The 18441-nt window shown below is 61.2% G+C and carries 18 protein-coding genes; 7 read left to right on the top strand and 11 right to left on the bottom strand.

Annotated elements, in window-relative coordinates; all coding sequences use genetic code 11:
• Nucleotides 1-8 precede the first annotated feature (8 nt).
• From HWX53_RS23325 to HWX53_RS23305, 5 genes are all read right to left on the bottom strand, one after another.
• A complete protein-coding gene (locus HWX53_RS23325) occupies nucleotides 9-1241 on the bottom strand; it encodes a DUF3300 domain-containing protein (protein WP_175945379.1) in 1233 nt (410 codons plus the stop codon).
• Nucleotides 1242-1403: 162 nt separating this feature from the next.
• Entirely contained in the window at nucleotides 1404-1559 is a 156-nt protein-coding gene (locus HWX53_RS23320) for a hypothetical protein (RefSeq protein ID WP_175945319.1), read from the bottom strand.
• A gap of 155 nt (nucleotides 1560-1714) precedes the next feature.
• Complete coding sequence (locus HWX53_RS23315) at nucleotides 1715-2407, bottom strand: hypothetical protein (protein WP_175945377.1); 693 nt, start codon at nucleotides 2405-2407, stop codon at nucleotides 1715-1717.
• A 5-nt stretch (nucleotides 2408-2412) separates the two neighbouring features.
• Nucleotides 2413-3408, bottom strand: a complete 996-nt coding sequence (locus HWX53_RS23310) for a 2-hydroxyacid dehydrogenase (protein WP_175945375.1) — start codon at nucleotides 3406-3408, stop codon at nucleotides 2413-2415.
• Between the two features lie 22 nt (nucleotides 3409-3430).
• Nucleotides 3431-5020 carry a TrkA C-terminal domain-containing protein gene (locus HWX53_RS23305; protein ID WP_175945373.1) on the bottom strand — a complete coding sequence of 530 codons (1590 nt, stop codon included), beginning with the start codon at nucleotides 5018-5020 and terminating at the stop codon, nucleotides 3431-3433.
• A 272-nt stretch (nucleotides 5021-5292) separates the two neighbouring features.
• Between HWX53_RS23305 and HWX53_RS23300 the strand changes: the two genes are divergently transcribed.
• Nucleotides 5293-5793: a hypothetical protein gene (locus HWX53_RS23300; protein ID WP_244140229.1), complete on the top strand. Its 501-nt coding sequence runs from the start codon at nucleotides 5293-5295 to the stop codon at nucleotides 5791-5793.
• Nucleotides 5794-5847: 54 nt separating this feature from the next.
• On the opposite strand, the gene HWX53_RS23295 is transcribed toward HWX53_RS23300, so the two are convergent.
• The 3 genes from HWX53_RS23295 to HWX53_RS23285 form a co-directional block, all read right to left on the bottom strand.
• Nucleotides 5848-6249, bottom strand: a complete 402-nt coding sequence (locus tag HWX53_RS23295) for a response regulator (protein WP_175945371.1) — start codon at nucleotides 6247-6249, stop codon at nucleotides 5848-5850.
• Nucleotides 6239-7975 (bottom strand): histidine kinase famiy protein, encoded by a 1737-nt coding sequence (locus tag HWX53_RS23290; protein ID WP_175945370.1) that lies wholly within the window; start codon nucleotides 7973-7975, stop codon nucleotides 6239-6241. Before HWX53_RS23290 ends, HWX53_RS23295 begins: the two co-directional genes overlap by 11 nt.
• A 108-nt stretch (nucleotides 7976-8083) precedes the next feature.
• A complete protein-coding gene (locus tag HWX53_RS23285) occupies nucleotides 8084-9247 on the bottom strand; it encodes an MFS transporter (protein ID WP_175945368.1) in 1164 nt (387 codons plus the stop codon).
• A 230-nt stretch (nucleotides 9248-9477) separates the two neighbouring features.
• Here HWX53_RS23285 and HWX53_RS23280 point away from each other — a divergent pair, with 230 nt between their 5' ends.
• The 6 genes from HWX53_RS23280 to HWX53_RS23255 all read left to right on the top strand — a co-directional run bounded on the left by HWX53_RS23280 (nucleotide 9478) and on the right by HWX53_RS23255 (nucleotide 14713).
• Entirely contained in the window at nucleotides 9478-10239 is a 762-nt protein-coding gene (locus HWX53_RS23280) for a PadR family transcriptional regulator (protein WP_241270142.1), read from the top strand.
• Nucleotides 10236-11075 (top strand): siderophore-interacting protein, encoded by an 840-nt coding sequence (locus HWX53_RS23275; protein ID WP_175945366.1) that lies wholly within the window; start codon nucleotides 10236-10238, stop codon nucleotides 11073-11075. The genes HWX53_RS23280 and HWX53_RS23275 overlap by 4 nt, the downstream gene beginning before the upstream one ends.
• A 59-nt stretch (nucleotides 11076-11134) precedes the next feature.
• Nucleotides 11135-12397, top strand: coding sequence for a LysR family transcriptional regulator (locus tag HWX53_RS23270; protein ID WP_175945364.1), 1263 nt, complete (start codon nucleotides 11135-11137; stop codon nucleotides 12395-12397).
• Between the two features lie 87 nt (nucleotides 12398-12484).
• The gene (locus HWX53_RS23265; protein ID WP_175946160.1) at nucleotides 12485-13315 is read left to right on the top strand and encodes an alpha/beta hydrolase; all 831 of its coding nucleotides are present in this window, start codon (nucleotides 12485-12487) and stop codon (nucleotides 13313-13315) included.
• A gap of 109 nt (nucleotides 13316-13424) precedes the next feature.
• A complete protein-coding gene (locus HWX53_RS23260; RefSeq protein ID WP_175945362.1) occupies nucleotides 13425-13853 on the top strand; it encodes a hypothetical protein in 429 nt (142 codons plus the stop codon).
• Between the two features lie 131 nt (nucleotides 13854-13984).
• Nucleotides 13985-14713: a DeoR/GlpR family DNA-binding transcription regulator gene (locus HWX53_RS23255; RefSeq protein ID WP_175945361.1), complete on the top strand. Its 729-nt coding sequence runs from the start codon at nucleotides 13985-13987 to the stop codon at nucleotides 14711-14713.
• Nucleotides 14714-14756: 43 nt separating this feature from the next.
• On the opposite strand, the gene HWX53_RS23250 is transcribed toward HWX53_RS23255, so the two are convergent.
• The 3 genes from HWX53_RS23250 to HWX53_RS23240 all read right to left on the bottom strand — a co-directional run bounded on the left by HWX53_RS23250 (nucleotide 14757) and on the right by HWX53_RS23240 (nucleotide 18427).
• Complete coding sequence (locus tag HWX53_RS23250; RefSeq protein WP_175945359.1) at nucleotides 14757-15812, bottom strand: ABC transporter permease; 1056 nt, start codon at nucleotides 15810-15812, stop codon at nucleotides 14757-14759.
• A gap of 2 nt (nucleotides 15813-15814) precedes the next feature.
• On the bottom strand, nucleotides 15815-17344 hold the full coding sequence (locus HWX53_RS23245; protein ID WP_175945357.1) for a sugar ABC transporter ATP-binding protein: 1530 nt from the start codon (nucleotides 17342-17344) through the stop codon (nucleotides 15815-15817).
• A gap of 78 nt (nucleotides 17345-17422) precedes the next feature.
• Nucleotides 17423-18427 carry an autoinducer 2 ABC transporter substrate-binding protein gene (locus HWX53_RS23240; RefSeq protein ID WP_175945355.1) on the bottom strand — a complete coding sequence of 335 codons (1005 nt, stop codon included), beginning with the start codon at nucleotides 18425-18427 and terminating at the stop codon, nucleotides 17423-17425.
• Between the last annotated feature and the right edge of the window lie 14 nt (nucleotides 18428-18441).

Below are 18441 nucleotides of genomic sequence, written 5' to 3'. Positions count from 1 at the left end.
AGGCGCCCCTAGCGACGACCCCCGCGGCCGCCACCGAAGCTGCGACCTCCGCCTCCTGAGAAGCCGCCGCCCCCGCCGCCACCAAAGGCGCCACCGCCGCCCTGGAAGTTGCGACCGCCTTGGCCGCCTGCCATCGACTGCCGGCTCGCGGCCCCGCGCGCGCTGTCCGCGCGGGCGCTTTGACCCGAGCCATAGCCGCTCAATGCATCGCCGCCGCGCGCCTGAAAGTTGGACGCGCCCTGCGCGCGAGGCGTGTTCTGCATGGCGGGTTGCGTGCGTGCGGACGCGCGCTCGGTGCCGCCGGCCCCGCCGAAACCCGCGCCTGCTCCGCTCCCACGCGAGGGCGCGTCGCCCACGCGCTGCATCGAGGAACGCCCGCCCGTGCCGGAGACCTGTCCCGGCTTCTTCTCGGAGCGCCATGTGCTCGACTGTTGCGTTGCGCCCGATCCCGACCGGTTCGCCGCGCGATTGCTCAGGTTGTTCTGCACGTCGGCTCGATTGGCGTTCTGTTCGCGGTTGATGTTGATGGTGTTATTGCCGCCGTTATAGTTGGCCTCGTACCGTCCGCCGTTCCACGCCGCGGTGATGGCCGCGCCCCAGATCATGCCCGTGGCGAAGGCCGCGCCGGGTGCATACGGATAGTAGTAGACAGGGTAAGGCGCCGGAGCGTACGTATAGACCGGCGTCGGACTGCTCACGACCACTGTGGACGGGTTGTACTGCGGTACATAGATGACTTCCGGATTAGACGGCACGATCTTGATCACTTCCTTCTCGACCACGACCGTCTGCTTGTCGTCGCTCTTCAAGTTGCCGACTGATTGAGTTTGCCGGCGAACACGCTGCACGGCTTGCAAGACGGCGTTCTGATCCGCCACGACCGCTTCGCCGAGCGCAACCGTCCAGTCGAGATCGGTGCTCATCTTATTCACAATCTCGGGATAGTTGAGCAGCGCCTTCACCGAGTCTTGCCAGCGTTCATCGACCGGAAGATTCTTGTCCGTCTTTCTGCGTTCGAGAAACCGGTCGGCCTGCACCACTTCGACCGGATACGTCGAAGCCGGAAGAATGATCGCAACGAGGTCGTCGGGATAGAGCGCGATGGGACCGACGAGCTTGTCGATATCCGCGGCACTCATTGCGGCGGGCGGCGGGACGCTTGCCGCCGGCGCCTGAGCGAGCGAATGCGTGCCACATGCGAGCGCCGACACGACCAGAAGCACGTTGATGAACTTGGGCATTGTTGTCTTACCACCGAGGTGGCCGTCTCTCGCCTGTTCTACCAATTCGCCTAAAGCGCAAGCTGTGCCCCGCAGCGCAGTGGGTCTTTCACCGATCGTTTAAGACAGTGAGAAAAACTCATTCACTCATGCTTAAGAGACGCTTAAGGGCGTTTGAATACCTTATTGAGCCGCGCCATGATGGGCGGCGGCAATCGCCGCATCACGCTCCTTCGCGGCTTCCGCCTTCTTCTGGTCATAGATGAATCGCGTGGCGTCGGGCACTCTGGAAAACGAGATGATCCGAAAGGAAACACACGAGCAAAGCAGCGTCTTCATTCGTTTCGTTTGGTTTCGCCGCTTATAGCGCAACGCGCTAAAGAGCGCGGCCATGAGCACGAGATAATGATTGAAAGATATGCGAACCTTTTCTCGAATTCAAGACTCGGGCGCGGTCATTTAGATGCATTCATCGGCTGGCCGGTCGATCTGACTTACCCGCCCAGCGCGATGATCGCCATCGTCAGAAGCACGCCCAACGTCACCATCGCCAACCCCGCTTTCAGCGCACCCCATCCCGCATAGGATCCCGAAGCAACGCCGCATCCGAATAGCATGACGAGCGTCAGCGCGCGTGACACGAGCAACGCAGTGGGAAAATGCCGGATGATGACGAACGGAGCGGCGACCGGAAACGTGGACAGCACGATAAGGATGAAGATGCCGAGCGCGGCAAGAAAATCGTCGCGCTCCAGCGAGGGACGCTCCGGAAGCGCATCGTATCGAGCGATGCGGCTGCGAATCGATTCCAGCTCGGCGTCTGAGAAGAATGGCGCGAGAAACGGCGGAAGTCTCGCGCGCAGTTCTCGCACGCCCTCTGCCGCGTCGAGTTCGCGCTTGATCGCAAACGCGAGTGTGCGCCGCCGCCCTCGGTTCACGAGAGTGCGCATCAAATACATGACGGCATCCGCAAGCCCCCAAGCGAGATTGCAGCCGAGGGCCGTGTACAGCATCTTGCGGCCGGCATCTTCGCCGCTCGTCGCCGCCGACACCGTACCGACGAACGTCAGCGCCATGAACAACCCGAAGCATAGTTCTGAAACGCGGTCGACCGTGTCCAGCACGGGCGCTCGCGTGTTGCCGCGCGGTTCGGCGAGTGCGGCGTCGGCGGTGGTGTCCGGCAGCATGAATATCACCCGGCCTTGACTTCGTTCACGAGCGGGTCGTTATGCTCGAACGCAGTAATGCTCGCGATCGTCGTCTCACAGATAGTCGTAAGCGCCTCGCGTGTCAAATACGCCTGATGCCCGGTCACGATCACATTGGGGAATGAGATGAGCCGCTGAATGATGTCGTCCGGAATGATTTCATTGGACAGATCGCGGAAAAACAAGTCCGCCTCCTGCTCGTACACGTCGATCGCGAGCCCGCCCAGTTGCCCGCTTTTCAGTGCTTCTATTACGGCCCCGGTGTCGATGAGCGCGCCGCGGCTCGTGTTGATGAGCAAGGCGCCGCGCTTGGCACGCTGAAGCGTGTCCGCATTGATGATGTGATGCGTCGCGGGCGTCAGCGGACAGTGCAGTGAAATGACATCGGCCTTTTCCCCGATCTCACCTGGCTGCGCATAACGCAGGCCCATCGCCTCGAATTCTCGCGAGGGATACGGATCGTAGCCGATCACATTACAGCCGAAGCCGAGCATGATCTTCGCAAAGACGCAGCCGATTTTACCGGTGCCCACGACGGCCACCGTCTTGCCGCACAGATCGAAGCCGGTGAGTCCGTCGAGAGAGAAATTGGAATCGCGCGTACGGTTGTAGGCGCGATGCACCTTTCGATTAATGGCGAGCAACAGCGCGACGGCATGTTCGGCGACTGAGTTCGGCGAATACGTCACGACGCGAACGACCTTCAGCCCGAGGCGCGCGGCGGCTTCGAGGTCGACGTTGTTGAAGCCCGTGCAGCGCAGCGCGAGCAATCCGGTGCCGCCGCTTTTCAGCGCCTCCAGAACGGCGGCGTCTGCTTTGTCATTCACGAAGATGCACGCCGCGCCGAATCCCGCGGCCTCTCCGACCGTATCGCGATTCAGCGACACGTCGAGGTATTTGAGCCTGTGGTGCGCGGATTCGTTCGCCTGGTCCAGAAACTCGCGCTCGTAACGCGTCGAACTGAATATCGCCACGTCCATGATTTCATCTCCAATACGAGAGCTAGCCGCTAGCCAGCGAGATTGCGATCTGCACGAACAGCACTTTGACGATAGTCATCGACGGGAAAATCATCGCGTACATGACGTCGGGCTGATCCGTGGGCGCAATGCGATTGGCGAACGCGAGAATGGCAGGATTGCCGGTCGCGCCGCATACGACGCCGGCCGAGGTATCGAAGGGCAGCTTGAATAGCCATAGACACGACGCGGCCGTGACGCCCACGAGCACGAGCAGCGTGATCACCCCATAAAGAAGCAGCAGCGGCCCCGCTGTGCCCACGGTCGCCACGAACTTCGGCCCGCATGAAATGCCGACCTGCGCAAGAAAGATCGTGAGCCCGAGGTTGCGCAGAACCAGATTCGCCGATAGCGGCATGACCCACACGAACGGTCCGTTGCGCCTTGCTTTGCCAAGGCACAGCGCGAGCAACAGCAACGCCGCGAGACCGAGGCTGAAGCTGCCGAGGCCGGGAAACCGCAACGGAACGGCCCCTAGCAGCAGCCCCGCCGCAGCGCCTATTCCGAGGCAGATGAAGCTGAGGTCCGCCGTGCCTTTGATGGAATCGCCGAAGAACGCCCGAATCGTCGCGCGATGCGCGCGATTCACGAGCACGCCTACGCGGTCGCCTGCTTCGAGAATGAGATCGGGCGTCGAAAGTAAATCGGCGTCGCCCCGGCGCACGTGCGCGATCGAACAATTCACCCCGCCGGGAAAGCGCAGCTTGCCGAGCGGCATGCCGACCACCGCCGAATTCGATGCAAACACCCGCATGTAGTCGATGTCTTCGCGATCGCTCGCGATGCGTCCTGGCTGCGACTCGCCGCATAAGGCCGTGGCCTCGTCAAGCAGGCGCTTGTCCGTGGCGGTGACGAGGAGCACGTCATCGGACTGCACGATGAAGTCGTCGGCGGGCAATTGATTACGGTGCGCGCGCCGCACCGCCGCAATCGACACGCCCAGCGGCAAGCGGCTCAATAGTTCCGATAAGCGCAGCCCGAAGAAGCTCGCGTTCTTGAGCGCTATCTCTGCCGTTTCGAGTACCTTCGCTGGCGGCTTCGGAATCGAGACCTTCAGCAGCACGTTAAGCGCATAGAGAAACAGAATGGGACCGGCCACGCCGAACGGATAAGCGACGCTATAGCCCACGGCCGCATCGTTGCTCTTCATCGATGCAATGGCGACCTGAAGACTTGCCGTGCTGGTCCCGCTGCCTGCGAACATGCCCAACGCATCAGCGAGCGTGATGCCGAAGCGGATAAAAGCGCATGAGACGAGACCGGCCGCAATGACGCCGAGGCAAGCGGCCGCGTTCGCCTTCGCTCCTTCCCGGCTCGTGAGCCCTCTGAAGAACTGCGCGCCGTACTGAATGCCGATGCCGTATAGAAACAGCAGCAAGCCGAGCGTGCCGAGCAAGGCCGGCGGCGCCGACTTCGGCGCGAAGGCGCCGACGGCGAGTCCGACGAACAGCACGGCCCCCGAGCCGAGCGCGACCCCTTTGATCGTGATCTCGCCGATGAGATAGCCTAATGCGATCGTGAGAAACAATGCGAAAAGCGACTGGCTTTCGAGAAACGTTCTGACTGCATCCATGCGGCCTCCCGTTTTTGAATCAGGCAACGCAGCGATACACGAACATTAAAGGCGGTTTGTCTGAAGCAGTCCAGCGGCGTTTGCTTAGCACGGTCTTGCCGCGTTCAGTGCAATTCGAGGACCACTACACTGCGCGGCGAGACGCGACAGGTGTCCGTCTCTTTTATCGCCGTTTCCCGATCCGAAACAATATCGAGTGAAGCGGGGAAGAACGCATCGTGAGCGACTGGCAAATCTATCTCGTAGTCGGCGTCTTCTCGGCGGTCATACAGGTGATCGCCTTCAATGTCATCGACATGACCGTGTGTCTCGTGCAGGCAATGGTCAAAACCAGCCTGCTTCAAGTGATGGCGTCGAAGTTCCACGAATGGTTCGGGACCAATCTTACGCTCGTCCTGCTCGCGATAATTAGCGGCATCGGCCTGTTGCCGTCGTTATTGGCCAACGTCCCGGTTGCGGCCGCTTCCATTGTGATGTGGAAAGCCTATCTCGTGACTGCCGAATTCGTCCCTGAAGCGGCGATGGGCGATCGATTCACAGAGTGGCCTCAGACAGTGATACCCGTATTCGTCGGCATGATGTATGGCGCGACGCTCCGAGGGAACGCCACGCTGATCGGATCGGCAGCGAACATCGTCGCCGCGGGCGTCTGCGGGAACGAAGGACGCCCGGTCACGTTCGCCCGGTTTCTGCGCTATGGCTTGCCCATCACGCTGTGCCAGCTCGCGGTGACAGCGGCTTATGTCATGGTGCTTTCGAAGTTATTGCGGTAATTTCGTATAAACGATTCCTGAGCTCACGCTGCCACGCTTAGCATTTTCTCACCATCAATCTTTCGGGCGGTTCAACCACTGCACGGTGTCCGCATCAGCGAGCATTTCTTTGACGCACTCGACGAGGTATGTCGGCTCGACAGGCTTGCCGATAACGCGCACTCCTGCCGGACGTTCGCCAATTTCCCCACCGAATCCAGATACGATGATCGCAGGCAGATGCGGGACAGTCTGCCTGAGTCGCTCGATAAGCTCTTGCCCGTTCATTCCGGGCATACGAAAATCGGTGACGAGTGCATCAATCGATTCGCTTTGACCAATGGCAAGTGCAGCGTTTCCATCGTAGGCTGCAGAGACGCGGAATCCGCGCAACTCGAAGTAGCGCTGAAAAACGTACGCGATCGCTACCTCGTCATCGACAATCAGGACGTGCCTTGTCCGGTTCTCATCCTTCATGGCGAAAATCATCAGCTGCCTGTGACGGGATCTTCTTCTCGAGCGAAGCGCGCACGTGCTCGGCCAGGTCGCTCACTCGATAAGGCTTCGTGAGTGTCGTGAGGGGCGCTGCCGATACGTTCGCGGCGGGAAGTTGATCCATATATCCCGTCGCGAGCAGCACGGCGATATCTGGTTTTCGTTCCCTGACTCGCTCGACGAGTTGCAACCCATTCATTCCTCCGGGCATGATGATGTCAGTAAAAAGCAAATCGACATCGCCATATCGCTCGATCACTTTCAATGCTTCTTCCCCGCTCTGCGCGGACAATACGCGATAGCCGAGATTCTTCAGATGGCCATACGCGAGTTCCCGAACATCGCGGTTGTCGTCCACGACCAGCACCGTATGCTTGCCAAGAATCGCTTCAGTGCTCCAGTTCAGAGATTTGTCGCCTCTCTGGCTGACATCAGTTTCCGCCTGACTGACCACCGGGAAGATCATTCGTATCGTCGTTCCCTCTCCGGGCGTGCTCTCTATTTCGAGCCGGCCGTGCGACTGTTGGACGAAGCCATGAACCATTGCGAGGCCGAGACCGGTGCCCGGCCCCTTGGTCGTGAAGAATGGCTCGGTGGCCCGTCTCAGGACGTCCGGCGTCATGCCTTCACCATGATCGATCACGCAGATCACGACGTAGATTCCGGGTGTCAGATTATGCGCCTCGATTCGCTCCGCATCATTGATGACCGAAGTGGCGACCGTGACCCTTCCTCCCTTGGGCATAGCGTCCCGAGCATTGATGAGCACATTCAGCAATGCCATCTCCATGTGCGTGGCATCGATGGTGCAAGCCGGCAGACCAGGCTTCAGGTCCAGGTGCAGGTCGATCTTGTCGCCGAGCGTTCTGACTAACATCTCACTGAACTCGACTACCAGCGTGTTCAGATTCAGTTGTTTCGGTTCAAGACGTTGCTTTCGAGCGAACGTGAGCAGTTGCTGAGTGAGTTTGCCCGCTTTCTCCCCCGCCGACATGGCGCGCCCGATTGCTTCGCGGGTCGCCTGTCTGTCGTCGAGAGACGCTGCGGCCAGTTCCAGATTCCCCGTGATGATCTGTAGCAGGTTATTGAAGTCATGCGCGAGCCCGGCGGTCAACTGCCCGATGGCCTCCATCTTCTGCGCCTGCAGGAACGACTGCTCCGAGATCCGGCGGCGAGTAATGTCCATCTGGGATGAGAAATAGTAGAGTAATTTCCCTTCCTTATTGAACACGGGGCCGATGAACAACGCATTCCAGAAGGGCTTGCCGCTCGCCTTGTAGTTCAGGACGTCGACTGCGACCGCACGCTGCTCACGCAGAGCATTGCGGATTTCATCCACAGCGCGCGTATCGGTTTCGGCGCCTTGCAAGAATCGGCAGTTGCGTCCGAGAACCTGCTCCTCGGTGTACTCGGTTAAGTCGAGAAATGCGCGGTTGGCGAAAACCACCGGGTTGTCCGGTTGATTCGGGTCGGTTACGACCATCGGCATCCGAGTCATTTCGACGGCAGCGAAGAAGATATTGCTGCGGTCATCCAGTCCAGGGCGTGAGATCTGGCTGGCTTGCCAATGCTTGAGCCCGGGATTGCCTAACGGTGAATACGCGCTGCCTTCCAGTTCGCCGTCCGCCGGCCGGCCGATGCTTTGGCCATCTCCCTGTTTATCGCCGTGCTTATTCAAGACTTCGTCTTTGTCGCTACCCTTTGCCATATCTTATTCGCCAGTGTGTGTGGTTTAGGCCCCATCGCAGAGATGCATCGAGGGGATTCCGGCAATCCTTCGGATATTATCAATCGCTCTATGCAGATTTGTCCGTCGCTATGACTGCGCCTTCTCGACGCGGAGCAGCCACGCGAGGGAAATAAGCACGATAACGACCGTGATCGCGGCAAACGTGATCGTCGCGGGTGCGATGCCGATGCGTTGCACCGCGACGCCTATCGCGATGACGGGCAGCGATATCGCCACATACAGCACGACGAAGAACGCCGCTGTCACTTCCGCCTTGCGCTCGGTCGGACTGCGATTCGATAGCTCGCCGAGTGCGGCGCGAAAGCTGATGCCCTGCCCGAGTCCGCACAGCATTGTTCCGACGACGAATGCGGTGGAGGAACGCTGCCATGCGCATTGCGCAAGCAGCGCAAGACCGACGACGAGCGCGACTGAACCAGTAGGCTGACGCCATCTTTGCGCAATGCGCTTCTCGACCGCCTGACCGACCGCCGAGCAGAGAAAGATGAAGAACACTGCGAGGCCGATCAGTAAGCCGCTGTGATACCCGAGCACGGTGCGCATGAGTTGCGGCGAAACGGCGGTAAAGAATCCGACAACGACAAAGCCCGCGAATCCAGACAACGCAGCCGGCACGAATGCAGCGCGCACCTCACGCGGCAGTGCGATGCGTTGCATGTGCAGTTTAGGGTGATCCGCCACGCGCACGGTCTCAGGCGCGGCGCGTAGCAATAGGAAGGCGAGCACCAGCAATGCGATATGCGCGAGGTACGAAAGACGCATAGGCCACGACGCGAACTCGACAAGCGCTCCGCTGAGGACAGGTCCCAAGCCGAGCCCGAGCATGTTTGATGACGTTGCAGCCAGCATCGCCTTCGAGCGCGAGTCGGACGGACTTGATTCGATCACCGCGACCGTCGCCGTCGACGTGAAGATGCCCGCCGAGATGCCCGAGACAAGACGTCCGAGCAAGAGCATGACGAGGCCGTTGGCGACAAGAAAGATCAACCCGGAGACGGCGGATGCAGCAAGGCCCGCCATGAGCATGCGCTTGCGCCCGAGTTGATCGGACCAACTGCCCATCGCCAGCAGCGCGCCGAGCACGCCGATCGCGTAGGCAGCGAAGATGACCGTGATGGTCGCGGGACTGAAGCCGTAGGTCGTCTGGTAGTCGTGATAGATCGCGGTGGGCAACGTCGTGCCCGCCATGTTGAACATGAATACCAGTGCCAGTGCGAGATATGCCGGCATGCAGAGGTGGTTGTATTTGTCGAAGGATGCGGGTGCTTTAGCACGCTCCGTGCACGCACCGAGCTTTTAGCGTGCCGGCGGGTGCACGCTGTCTTTTGCATACCGGCTTCAAGGACGCCTCATGCCGCGAACGCTCCCGTTGCCCCGTTCCGGTGCGAAAAAGAACGCCTTGACAGACACTCTTACGATATATATCGTTAGATATGTTTTACGACATAACGGAGTGAGTCATGAGATCACGTTGCTTTCACGGCAAGCGCGACGATTCGCGCGGCTTAAGTTCCGGCTTCCCATTCGATGCCCTAGACCGCCTCGATCGCCTTGCATGGCGCGGTTGGGCGATGATCGGGCGTCATCGGCACGGCGGCGGTGGGCGCTTTGGCGGCGGCTTCGGCGCCGGTGGTCCCGGCGGTGCGGGCGGTTTCGGCGGCGGCCCGGACGACATGGGCGGCATGCCGCGCGGCCGCAAATTCTCGTCCGAAGACCTGCAACTCTTGCTGCTCGCCATGCTGGCCGAGGCGCCGCGCCACGGCTACGAACTCATCAAGGCGCTGGCGGATCGCTCCAACGGTTTCTACGCACCGAGCCCCGGCATGGTGTATCCGGCGCTGACGTATCTGGAAGAACTGGGCTATGCGACGATCGAGATGGAAGGCAACCGCAAGCGCTACGCCCTGTCGGATGCGGGCCGTGAATACCTCGCGGCGAATCAGGAACGCGTCGACCTGATGCTCGCCAAGCTTTTGCATTTTGCACGCAAGATGGACCTCGTACGACGAGCCTACGCGGGCGAGCAGGTCGACGAGGATGCCGGAGACGGCGGCTGGGTGCCCGAACTCGTCGCAGCACGACGCGCGCTGAAGCGGGCGCTACTCCTGCGCACCGATGCATCGCCGCAAGAGCAGCGCCGCATCGCCGCGATTCTCGAACGCGCGACGGCCGACATCGAACAAGACAATGCGCCGAAGCAGGCAAAAGGAACGACAGAATGAGCGATTCACTCGTCGAAGCACAACAAGGCCGCGCCGAACTGGAAGTCACGCGCGTGCGTCACGCGCTGAGGTTCCGATTGTTGCAGGTCAAGCGAGTTCGGCTGATCAATCCGCATTTTGTATGCATCACGCTCACGGGGGAGGCGCTCGCCGACTTCGAGACCGCCTCGTTCGACGACCACGTGAAGGTCTTCTTCCCGCAGCCGGGCGAAAGCATGCCGGTGGTGCCGGAGGCAGGCCCGGACGGTCCCGTGTTCGATCCCGCCAAACCGCGGCCCATTGCCCGCGACTTCACGCCACGGCGCTTCGATCGGGCGGCGCGCGAATTGGATATTGCATTCGCTCTTCACGACGCCGGCCCCGCGACCGCGTGGGCAGCGAAGGCCGCGCCGGGGGACTACCTCGGCATCGGCGGGCCGCGTGGCTCGTTCGTCATTCCGACGCAGTTCGACTGGCATCTGCTGGTAGGCGACGAGACCGCGCTGCCGGCCATCGCCCGTCGCCTGGAGGAACTTCCGCCGGGCACGCGCGTGGCGGCGCTGCTCGAAGTCGCCGATCCCTCGGCGCGGATCGAATTCGATACACGCGCCGATCTGTATCTGCAGTGGTGCTACCGCAGCAAGTCCGCGTACCCGGGCGGCGATCTCCTGCTCGCGTTGCGCGGAACGTATCTGCCCGATGGAAAGGGTTACGTCTGGGCCGCGGGCGAGGCTGCGCTCATGCGCGCCGTGCGCCAACTGTTGTGCAATGAGCGAGGCATCGACAAGCGCCGCATTCGCGCCTCCGCCTATTGGAAGCGCGGCGAGCAAGGCGTGCATGGCGCGATCGAAGACTGAATTCGCGTCCCGGCGTGCCGATAAACTAAACTGATGGCTACGACTCTTTCAGCATAGCCATGGATAACCGCGAACTGCTCAACCTCGCTTATCTGCGCGCGTTCAGGCTTGTGGCGCACACGGGCAGCGCGACGCGCGCGGCCGCCGCCCTCTTTCGCGCGCAATCCGCTGTCACGCGCTCCCTGCAGGAACTGGAAGCAGCCGTAGGCGAGACGCTGCTCGAACGTCGCCCGTCAGGCATGTTGCCGACACCTGCGGGTCGCGCCGTTCTTCTGCGTTGCGAACGGATCTTCGCGGAGCTCGAAGCACTCGACAAATGGTGCTCCGCACGGCAGTCACGGCGACGCTCGGCCAACGGCAACACATTGCCTGCGTTCCTGCTCAATACGCGGCGGCTACAGTTGTTCTCGGCATTGGCGCGTCATCGACACATGCCGAGCGCCGCGCAGACGCTCGGCATCAGTCAGCCCGCAGTCAGCAGCGCGATCCGCATCATGGAAACGGGCGCAGGTATGCAATTGTTTTATCGCAGCCCGCGCGGCCTGTTGCTCACGAGCGAAGGCGAGACGTTCGTGCTGCACGTGCGTCGCGCGCTCAATGAACTGCGCCACATCCCGGACGATATTGCGGCTTTGCGCGGCACCATTCAAGGCTATGTGACCGTCGGCGCGCTGCCGCTCGGCAGGACGCTGATTCTTCCGGGCGCGATCGCGCGCGTGGCCTCGCACTATCCGGGCGTACGCATAGCCACTGACGAGAGCGCCTACGAACCGCTCGTGGCCGGCTTGCGAGCGGGCGATATCGACTTCGTGCTGGGCGCGCTCAGGCCGAACGATGCATCGAGCGGATTGACCAACGAACGCCTGATGTCGGAGGACATGGTGGTCATCGCGCGGCGCGATCATCCGCTGGCTAGAGCCGAGGGTTTGACGCTGAAAGAGTTGAGCGCCGCGCAATGGGTCTTGCCACGCAGTCACGCGCCCGCACGCGGCATGTTCGAAGCGCAATTCAAGCGGCTCAGACTGAAACCGCCGATGCCGACGGTCGAGACCGCCGACCTTGCCGTGATCCGTGGCTTGCTCACGCACACCGATATGCTCGCGGTCGTATCGGCCCAGCAGTTGTTCTATGAATGTGAGTCGAGGCAACTCGTCGTGCTCGACATCGCGATGCAGAACACACGGCGCGATATCGGGCTCACGTTACGCGCGGGCAGCACGCCTTCTCCGGCAGCCCGCGCGCTGATCGACGCGATTCGCCTGACCGTCGATCAACTCGCGCATTCGGCGGGCGTCGCGAAGCTGACGAAACATACGGCGTAATGCGGCGATGCTGCCGACCGTTTCATCCATCACTCGTCTGGTACCCTTGAACCTCAATGAGTGATTCTTCGCGCGACATTTCAAGCCATGAATGATTCCACAAGCGCTATCGACGCTGTTCAATATGCTCAGGTGACTGGCAGTCCGTATCCGCTATCCATCGAATATCAATGGCTCAACCCCGAATTCAAAGATGCGCCCATCGCGGTATTCCTGCACGAAGGACTGGGTTCCATTGCGTTATGGAAAGACTGGCCGCAGACGCTATGTGATCGCCTCGGTTGCCGCGGACTCGTGTATTCGCGTCCGGGTTATGGACGTTCGACGCCGCGTCGCGCAGACGAGCACTGGGCGGCTGACTTTCTGCATTATCAAGCGCAGGTCGTGCTGCCTGCGCTGCTGGACGCGATCGGCATAAGCGAGAGCGAACGCACGCGCATGTGGATCATCGGGCACAGCGACGGCGGGTCGATCGCCTTGCTCTATGCAAGCGCTTATCCCGAGTCGTTGGCGGGTGTCGCCGTGCTGGCCCCGCATGTATTCGTCGAGCCGATGACCGTTCAGGCGATCACTCAGGCACGAAGCGCCTATGAGAGCGGCGCATTGCGCTCACGGCTTGAGCCCTACCATCAGAATGTGGATTCCGCCTTCTATGGTTGGAACGACGCATGGCTGAATCCCGCGTTTCTTCATTGGGATATTACGACGACGCTCGAATCCATCCGCCGGCCTCTGCTCGCCATTCAAGGCTATGACGACGAATACGCGTCCATGCAGCAGATCGACAAGATCAAGGCAGCGGTTCCGCACGCTCATCTCGTCAAGCTGCCGGGCTGCCGTCATTCGCCTCACCGCGACGCAACCGAAGCAGTGAATGAAGCCATCGCCGCCTTCTTCGATGCGCAGCGCACTGCGTGAGTCAATTTTTCCGCCAGAGGCGCTCGGGCTTCGTTCGGCTACCGGGCAAGCATTTAGCTAAGTGTCCGATAAAGGGAACCTCGTCTGCGTTTATCGAAGGAGAAATGTCATGCTGCTTACCGGTGAAGAACTCGCTCGTCTGGAAACCGTTGCGCCTTTCCTGCAGAGCGAAGCGCGAACGTCCCTCGAATTCGAGGCGGATTACGACATCACGATGGAACTCGCGGAGCATCTCCAACCGGGCTTGCGCGTGCGCGCTCCGGGCGCGACGGCGGCAACGGCTGCGGCCGCCGCGCTTGCTGCTCCGCCGTATCCGCTCGACTTGTTCGTCGGACTTCCGCTCAGCGAACTGCGCTCGCTCGCGCATGCCGACGACCGGCGCCGCGAAGACGCCATCGCGCTATTCGGCGCCACGTTCTCGCCGCGCCTGCTGCGCGCGATTGCAAAGATGACGCCGAATGAAATCGACCTCGATGCCGGCGTGCAAAGCGAAGCCGGCACGCTCGCAGTGATGCTCGAAGAGAACGAAGGCGCATAAGCCGCACGCGCTCCGTATTTACCCGTGAACTCACGCAAGGCGCGCATTCCACGCGCCTTGCGTTGTTATAATCTTATCAACGTAAGACCAGAAACTCACATTCGGCGACGCGTGGAAAGCACTGCAAAACGATGGCCAAGATCGACCGCCTCCGCACGCTCTCGAGCGCATTAGAAAAACAAAACGTGATGCGTCTGCGCGATGCCGCCGCGCTTCTCGGTGTCTCCGAAATGACGGTGCGAAGGGACGTTGCAGCCAACCCCGGGCAGTTCACTTACCTGGGCGGTTATATCGTGAGCGCGGCCGACTTGCCGAACGCAGCGGGCTATACCATCGACGAGGAGAAGGATCACTTCGCGCAAGCGAAAGCCATTGCGTCGAGTCATGCGGCGCGCCTGCTCGCGAACAACGAGACTGTGTTCATCGACTGCGGCACGACGTTGACGACACTGGCGCGGCAGATTCCCGCTGAGATGCATTTGACCGTGGTGTGTTATTCGCTCAACGTCGCGGAGATTCTTCGCCGCAAGCCCAACGTACGCATGATCTTGCTTGGCGGCGTGTACGTGCCTTCGTCGGAATCATTCGCCAGCGATGAAAGCGTCGAAACGCTTCGGCGCATGGGAATCAATAAGGCATTCATGTCGGCCGGCGGTGTCGATGAAGTACGCGGCGTGACGTGCTGGAACTTTCATGAAGTCGCCATCAAGCAAGCGGCCATGGCGAGTTCGGTCGAGCGGCATCTTGTCGTCGATGCAAGCAAGTTCGGCAAGGTGAAAGCGGTACGCTTCTCACAGATCTCGGACTTCGACTCTGTCATCACCGAGGAAGGGCAACGGCGCACGGACTCACGCGAATAGCAGAAGCGTAAGTCCCGTAAGTCCAAATGCGCCGCGCGTTGCGCTACTGCCTGCGACCCAATGCGAAGAGCGTTCCTGCGATGAGAATGAATGCGCCGATGATGACCTTCTGCCACGTGCTCGGCACGCCTACGAGAATCAGCACGCTATTGATAAGCGTGACGAGCACCACGCCGAGCAGCGTGCCCGTCACCGTTCCCGTGCCGCCGGTAATGCGCGCGCCGCCGAGAATCACTGCGGCAATGACATCGAGCTCCGTACCGACGAGATCGAACGGATTGGCGAGCCGGTTCGTCGATACATGCAGAATGCCCGCTACGCCTGCGAGCAAACCCGTGTAGCCGAATACGAACAAGTGGATCGCGCGCAGGTTATAACCCAGCCGTTCCGCAATGGCGAGACTGCCGCCCATCGCATAGACGCCGCGGCCCATCATCGTTCGATTGAGCAGCCACCATGTGACGATCGCCGCGATCACGAGCGCCAGCACCGACACGGGAAGGACCGCGCGCAAGCCGTCCGCCGTGTGGTAATAGAAAAGCGGCAAGCGGCCGAACACATCCATGCTGTGCGGAATGTTCATGAAGAACTGCGTGCCGACGAAGGTCAGCAACAAGCCGCGAAACAGGTATTGCGTGCCGATGGTGACGATCAGCGAAGGCGCTTTCAGGCGATGCACGAGCATGCCGTTGACCACGCCGAGCAGCACGCCGCCCAAGGCTCCCGTCAACACGATCAGCGCGAACGGACATTCGGGCCACCATGCGAACACCGCCTTGGTGATCGAATACATCGTCAACGCAGCGATGGCGGTGAACGATACGTCGATCCCGCCCGACGCGAGCACGACAAGCGTCCCGAGCGCAAACAGCGACACCGTGGTCGCGGAATGCAGCATGTCGAAGAGCGTCGCGAACTGGAAGAAGCGCGGGTTGAGGCTGCCCACGATCAGACAGGTGACCAGGATCAGCCCGACGGTGAACCACTCCGGCTTGCGCATCAGCTGCGCGTAGAGACTGCCCTTGCGCACGCGCGGCGCGACGTTGCTCACGGCTTGCGGCACGGTCTCGCTTGCGGCGCCGCGGATGGATTCGCTCATGCTCATGCTGCCTCAGAAAGTAGCGCGTGATACAGATCGGCCTCGGTCAGACGATCGGCGCGATATTCGCCGGCGACGCGGCCTTTCTTCATCATCAGAATGCGATCGCAGTTTTGCAGCAGTTCGGGCAGATCATCGCTGATGAGAATGATGCCGATGCCCTCTTTCGACAGCCGCTGCATGATGCGGTAAATGATGTCCTTCGAGCCTACGTCCACGCCGACTGTCGGCCCATGCAGAATCAACACGCGTGGATTGATCGCGAGCCAGCGGCCGATCAGCACGCGCTGCTGGTTGCCGCCGGAAAGCGACTGCACCGGCTTGTCGACATCGGGCGTGGCGATTTGCAGATCCTTGACGGTGCGCTCGGCCAGCGCCTGCGCGCGCTTGCGATCGATTTGCCCGATGCGGTCGCGCAGGCTCGCGATCATCGCGGTCACGACGTTATCGCGGATCGGCTTGTCGAGAAAAAGCCCTTCGTTCAGGCGGTCTTCCGGCACATAGCCGATGCGTTGCGTTCTCGCGTCCGCGGGCGATTGCAGGCGAACACGCATGCCGTCGAGCGTCACGACGCCGCTGTCCGCAGGCGCCACGCCCGCGAGCGCGCGCGCCAGTTCATTGCGGCCCGAGTCGAGCAGTCCCGTCACGCCGAGTATCTCGCCTTCATGCAGAGCGAACGATACGTCGGCAAACTGACTCTTGCGGCCGAGGTCCTTCACATCGAGCACGACTTTCGATGCACGCGCCTCGCCTTCTTCGCGGTAACGGTCGGTCGAAAGATGCTTGCCCGTCATGAGCTCGCTGATCTGCGCCTTCGTGTAGTGCTCGATCGGTCCTTGCGCCATCTTCTGACCATCGCGCAGCACGATGACTTCGCCACCGATCGCGTAGCACTCGTCGAGCTTGTGGCTCACGAACAGCACGGCCACGCCTTGCGCGCGCAGTCTCGCAAGCACCGCGATCAGGTTGTCGACCTCTTTCTGCGTGAGCGACGTCGTGGGCTCGTCCATGATGACGAACTTCGCTTCGCTTGCAATGGCGCGCGCGATGGCAACGAGTTGGCGCGTCGCCAGCGGCAATTGTTCGATCAACGTCTTCTGGAACTCGGCATCGCCCGGCAAACCCACGGCTTCGAGCGCGCGTGCGGCGGTCGTCGCGAGCGCGCGCCGGTCGAACGTGCGCGCGAGCTTGCCCGCGTGCTCCGCGAGTTCGGAAGTCAGCGCGACGTTCTCGGCCACGCTCATGTTCGGCAGGAGCGACAAGTCCTGATACACGGTCTCGATGCCGGCCGACAATGCTTCGAGCGGCGAGAGCCGCGCATGACGCGCGCCTTCGATCACGAGTTCGCCTTCGTCCGGCGGCTGCGCGCCCGAGATGATCTTGATGAGCGTGCTCTTGCCACAGCCGTTTTCGCCGAGCAGGTGATAAATCTGCCCGCGCTGAAACGCGAGGCTCACGCCACGCAGCGCATAGACGCCGGTAAAGCGTTTATGAATATCGACGACTTCGAGGAGCGGTGTCTCTTGGGTCATGGCATATGGATTCGGGCGGCGCGCGCGTCGAACGTCGAACGTCGAACGTCGCGCGCCGCTAACATCACATCAGTCGCATCAGAACGGGTATTGCTTGTAGTTCGTCTTGTCCACGTCCACCCAGCCGGTGCCGCGAACGATCACGCCCTTGCCCGGCCCTTTGCTCACCGTGACCTTGTTATAGCCGGTAATGCCGAGGTCCGCGCCGTTCTCCACCGTCTTGCCGTCGACGAGCATCTGCGCCACCTTGTTCATCGCGATGCCGGCGAGCTTCGGGTCCCAGAATGCGATGCCGTTGATGGCGCCGCTTTCGAGGAACTTGCCCGCTTCGGTGGGCAGACCCGTGCCGTACACGCAGATCTTGCCGACCTTGCCGGCTTCTTCGACCGCGCGCCCGATGCCGATCACATCCAGCGACGACGAGCCCTGAAAACCGGTCAGGTCCGGATGCTTGCGCAGCACTTCCTTCGCGACCTGATACGCGCGCTCGCCGTCGTTATTCGTTTCGAGCTTCGGCTCGACGAGATCCATCTTCGGATACTTGGCCTTTGCGTTGCCGATGCCGCCGTCCGCCCATTGCACTTGCGAGCGGCTGCCGAGCGAGCCGACCAGCACCGCCCACTTGCCCTGCTGCCCCATGCACTTCGCGAGACGTTCGTTCAGGCCCGCGCCGTATGCGGTGTTGTCGAACGCTTCGATATCGACCATCGTGTTCTTTGCGTTGTCGGCTTCATGCGTGACCACCTTGATGCCGCGATCCATTGCCTTCTTCAGCGCGGGTTCGAGCGTCGGCGGATCGTACGGAACGACTGCAATCGCAGTGACTTTCTTCGCGATCAAGTCCTCGATGATCTTCAATTGCTGTGCGGCGTCGGCGCGGCCGGGTCCCGTCTGATAGACGTTGATGTTCGGATTCGCCTTGCCGAACTCTTTCACGCCGTCGTCCATGCGATTGAACCAGTTGATGCCGGTCACCTTGACGACCGTGACGATGGTTTCGTTCGTCGCGGCCTGTGCGGCCATGACCGCGCCGGCAGCGAGCGCAATGGCGGTCAGCGCGGTGCCGAAAGTCTTGAGCTTCATCGTGTTGTCTCCTT

Source organism: Caballeronia sp. BCC1704 (assembly GCF_902833455.1).
In the GTDB taxonomy this organism is placed as follows: Bacteria; Pseudomonadota; Gammaproteobacteria; order Burkholderiales; family Burkholderiaceae; genus Caballeronia.
This window is presented reverse-complemented; position numbering and strand designations above follow the sequence as displayed.

Bases quoted from the DNA above. Each gene is read 5' to 3' on its own strand.
- HWX53_RS23320 (WP_175945319.1), bottom strand. From the start codon at position 1,559: ATGAAGACGCTGCTTTGCTCGTGTGTTTCCTTTCGGATCATCTCGTTT.
- HWX53_RS23250 (WP_175945359.1), bottom strand. From the start codon at position 15,812: ATGAGCGAATCCATCCGCGGCGCCGCAAGCGAGACCGTGCCGCAAGCC.
- HWX53_RS23310 (WP_175945375.1), bottom strand. From the start codon at position 3,408: ATGGACGTGGCGATATTCAGTTCGACGCGTTACGAGCGCGAGTTTCTG.
- HWX53_RS23315 (WP_175945377.1), bottom strand. From the start codon at position 2,407: ATGCTGCCGGACACCACCGCCGACGCCGCACTCGCCGAACCGCGCGGC.
- HWX53_RS23270 (WP_175945364.1), top strand. From the start codon at position 11,135: ATGGATAACCGCGAACTGCTCAACCTCGCTTATCTGCGCGCGTTCAGG.
- HWX53_RS23280 (WP_241270142.1), top strand. From the start codon at position 9,478: ATGAGATCACGTTGCTTTCACGGCAAGCGCGACGATTCGCGCGGCTTA.
- HWX53_RS23285 (WP_175945368.1), bottom strand. From the start codon at position 9,247: ATGCCGGCATATCTCGCACTGGCACTGGTATTCATGTTCAACATGGCG.
- HWX53_RS23290 (WP_175945370.1), bottom strand. From the start codon at position 7,975: ATGGCAAAGGGTAGCGACAAAGACGAAGTCTTGAATAAGCACGGCGAT.
- HWX53_RS23240 (WP_175945355.1), bottom strand. From the start codon at position 18,427: ATGAAGCTCAAGACTTTCGGCACCGCGCTGACCGCCATTGCGCTCGCT.
- HWX53_RS23295 (WP_175945371.1), bottom strand. From the start codon at position 6,249: ATGAAGGATGAGAACCGGACAAGGCACGTCCTGATTGTCGATGACGAG.
- HWX53_RS23255 (WP_175945361.1), top strand. From the start codon at position 13,985: ATGGCCAAGATCGACCGCCTCCGCACGCTCTCGAGCGCATTAGAAAAA.
- HWX53_RS23325 (WP_175945379.1), bottom strand. From the start codon at position 1,241: ATGCCCAAGTTCATCAACGTGCTTCTGGTCGTGTCGGCGCTCGCATGT.
- HWX53_RS23305 (WP_175945373.1), bottom strand. From the start codon at position 5,020: ATGGATGCAGTCAGAACGTTTCTCGAAAGCCAGTCGCTTTTCGCATTG.
- HWX53_RS23245 (WP_175945357.1), bottom strand. From the start codon at position 17,344: ATGACCCAAGAGACACCGCTCCTCGAAGTCGTCGATATTCATAAACGC.
- HWX53_RS23260 (WP_175945362.1), top strand. From the start codon at position 13,425: ATGCTGCTTACCGGTGAAGAACTCGCTCGTCTGGAAACCGTTGCGCCT.
- HWX53_RS23275 (WP_175945366.1), top strand. From the start codon at position 10,236: ATGAGCGATTCACTCGTCGAAGCACAACAAGGCCGCGCCGAACTGGAA.
- HWX53_RS23265 (WP_175946160.1), top strand. From the start codon at position 12,485: ATGAATGATTCCACAAGCGCTATCGACGCTGTTCAATATGCTCAGGTG.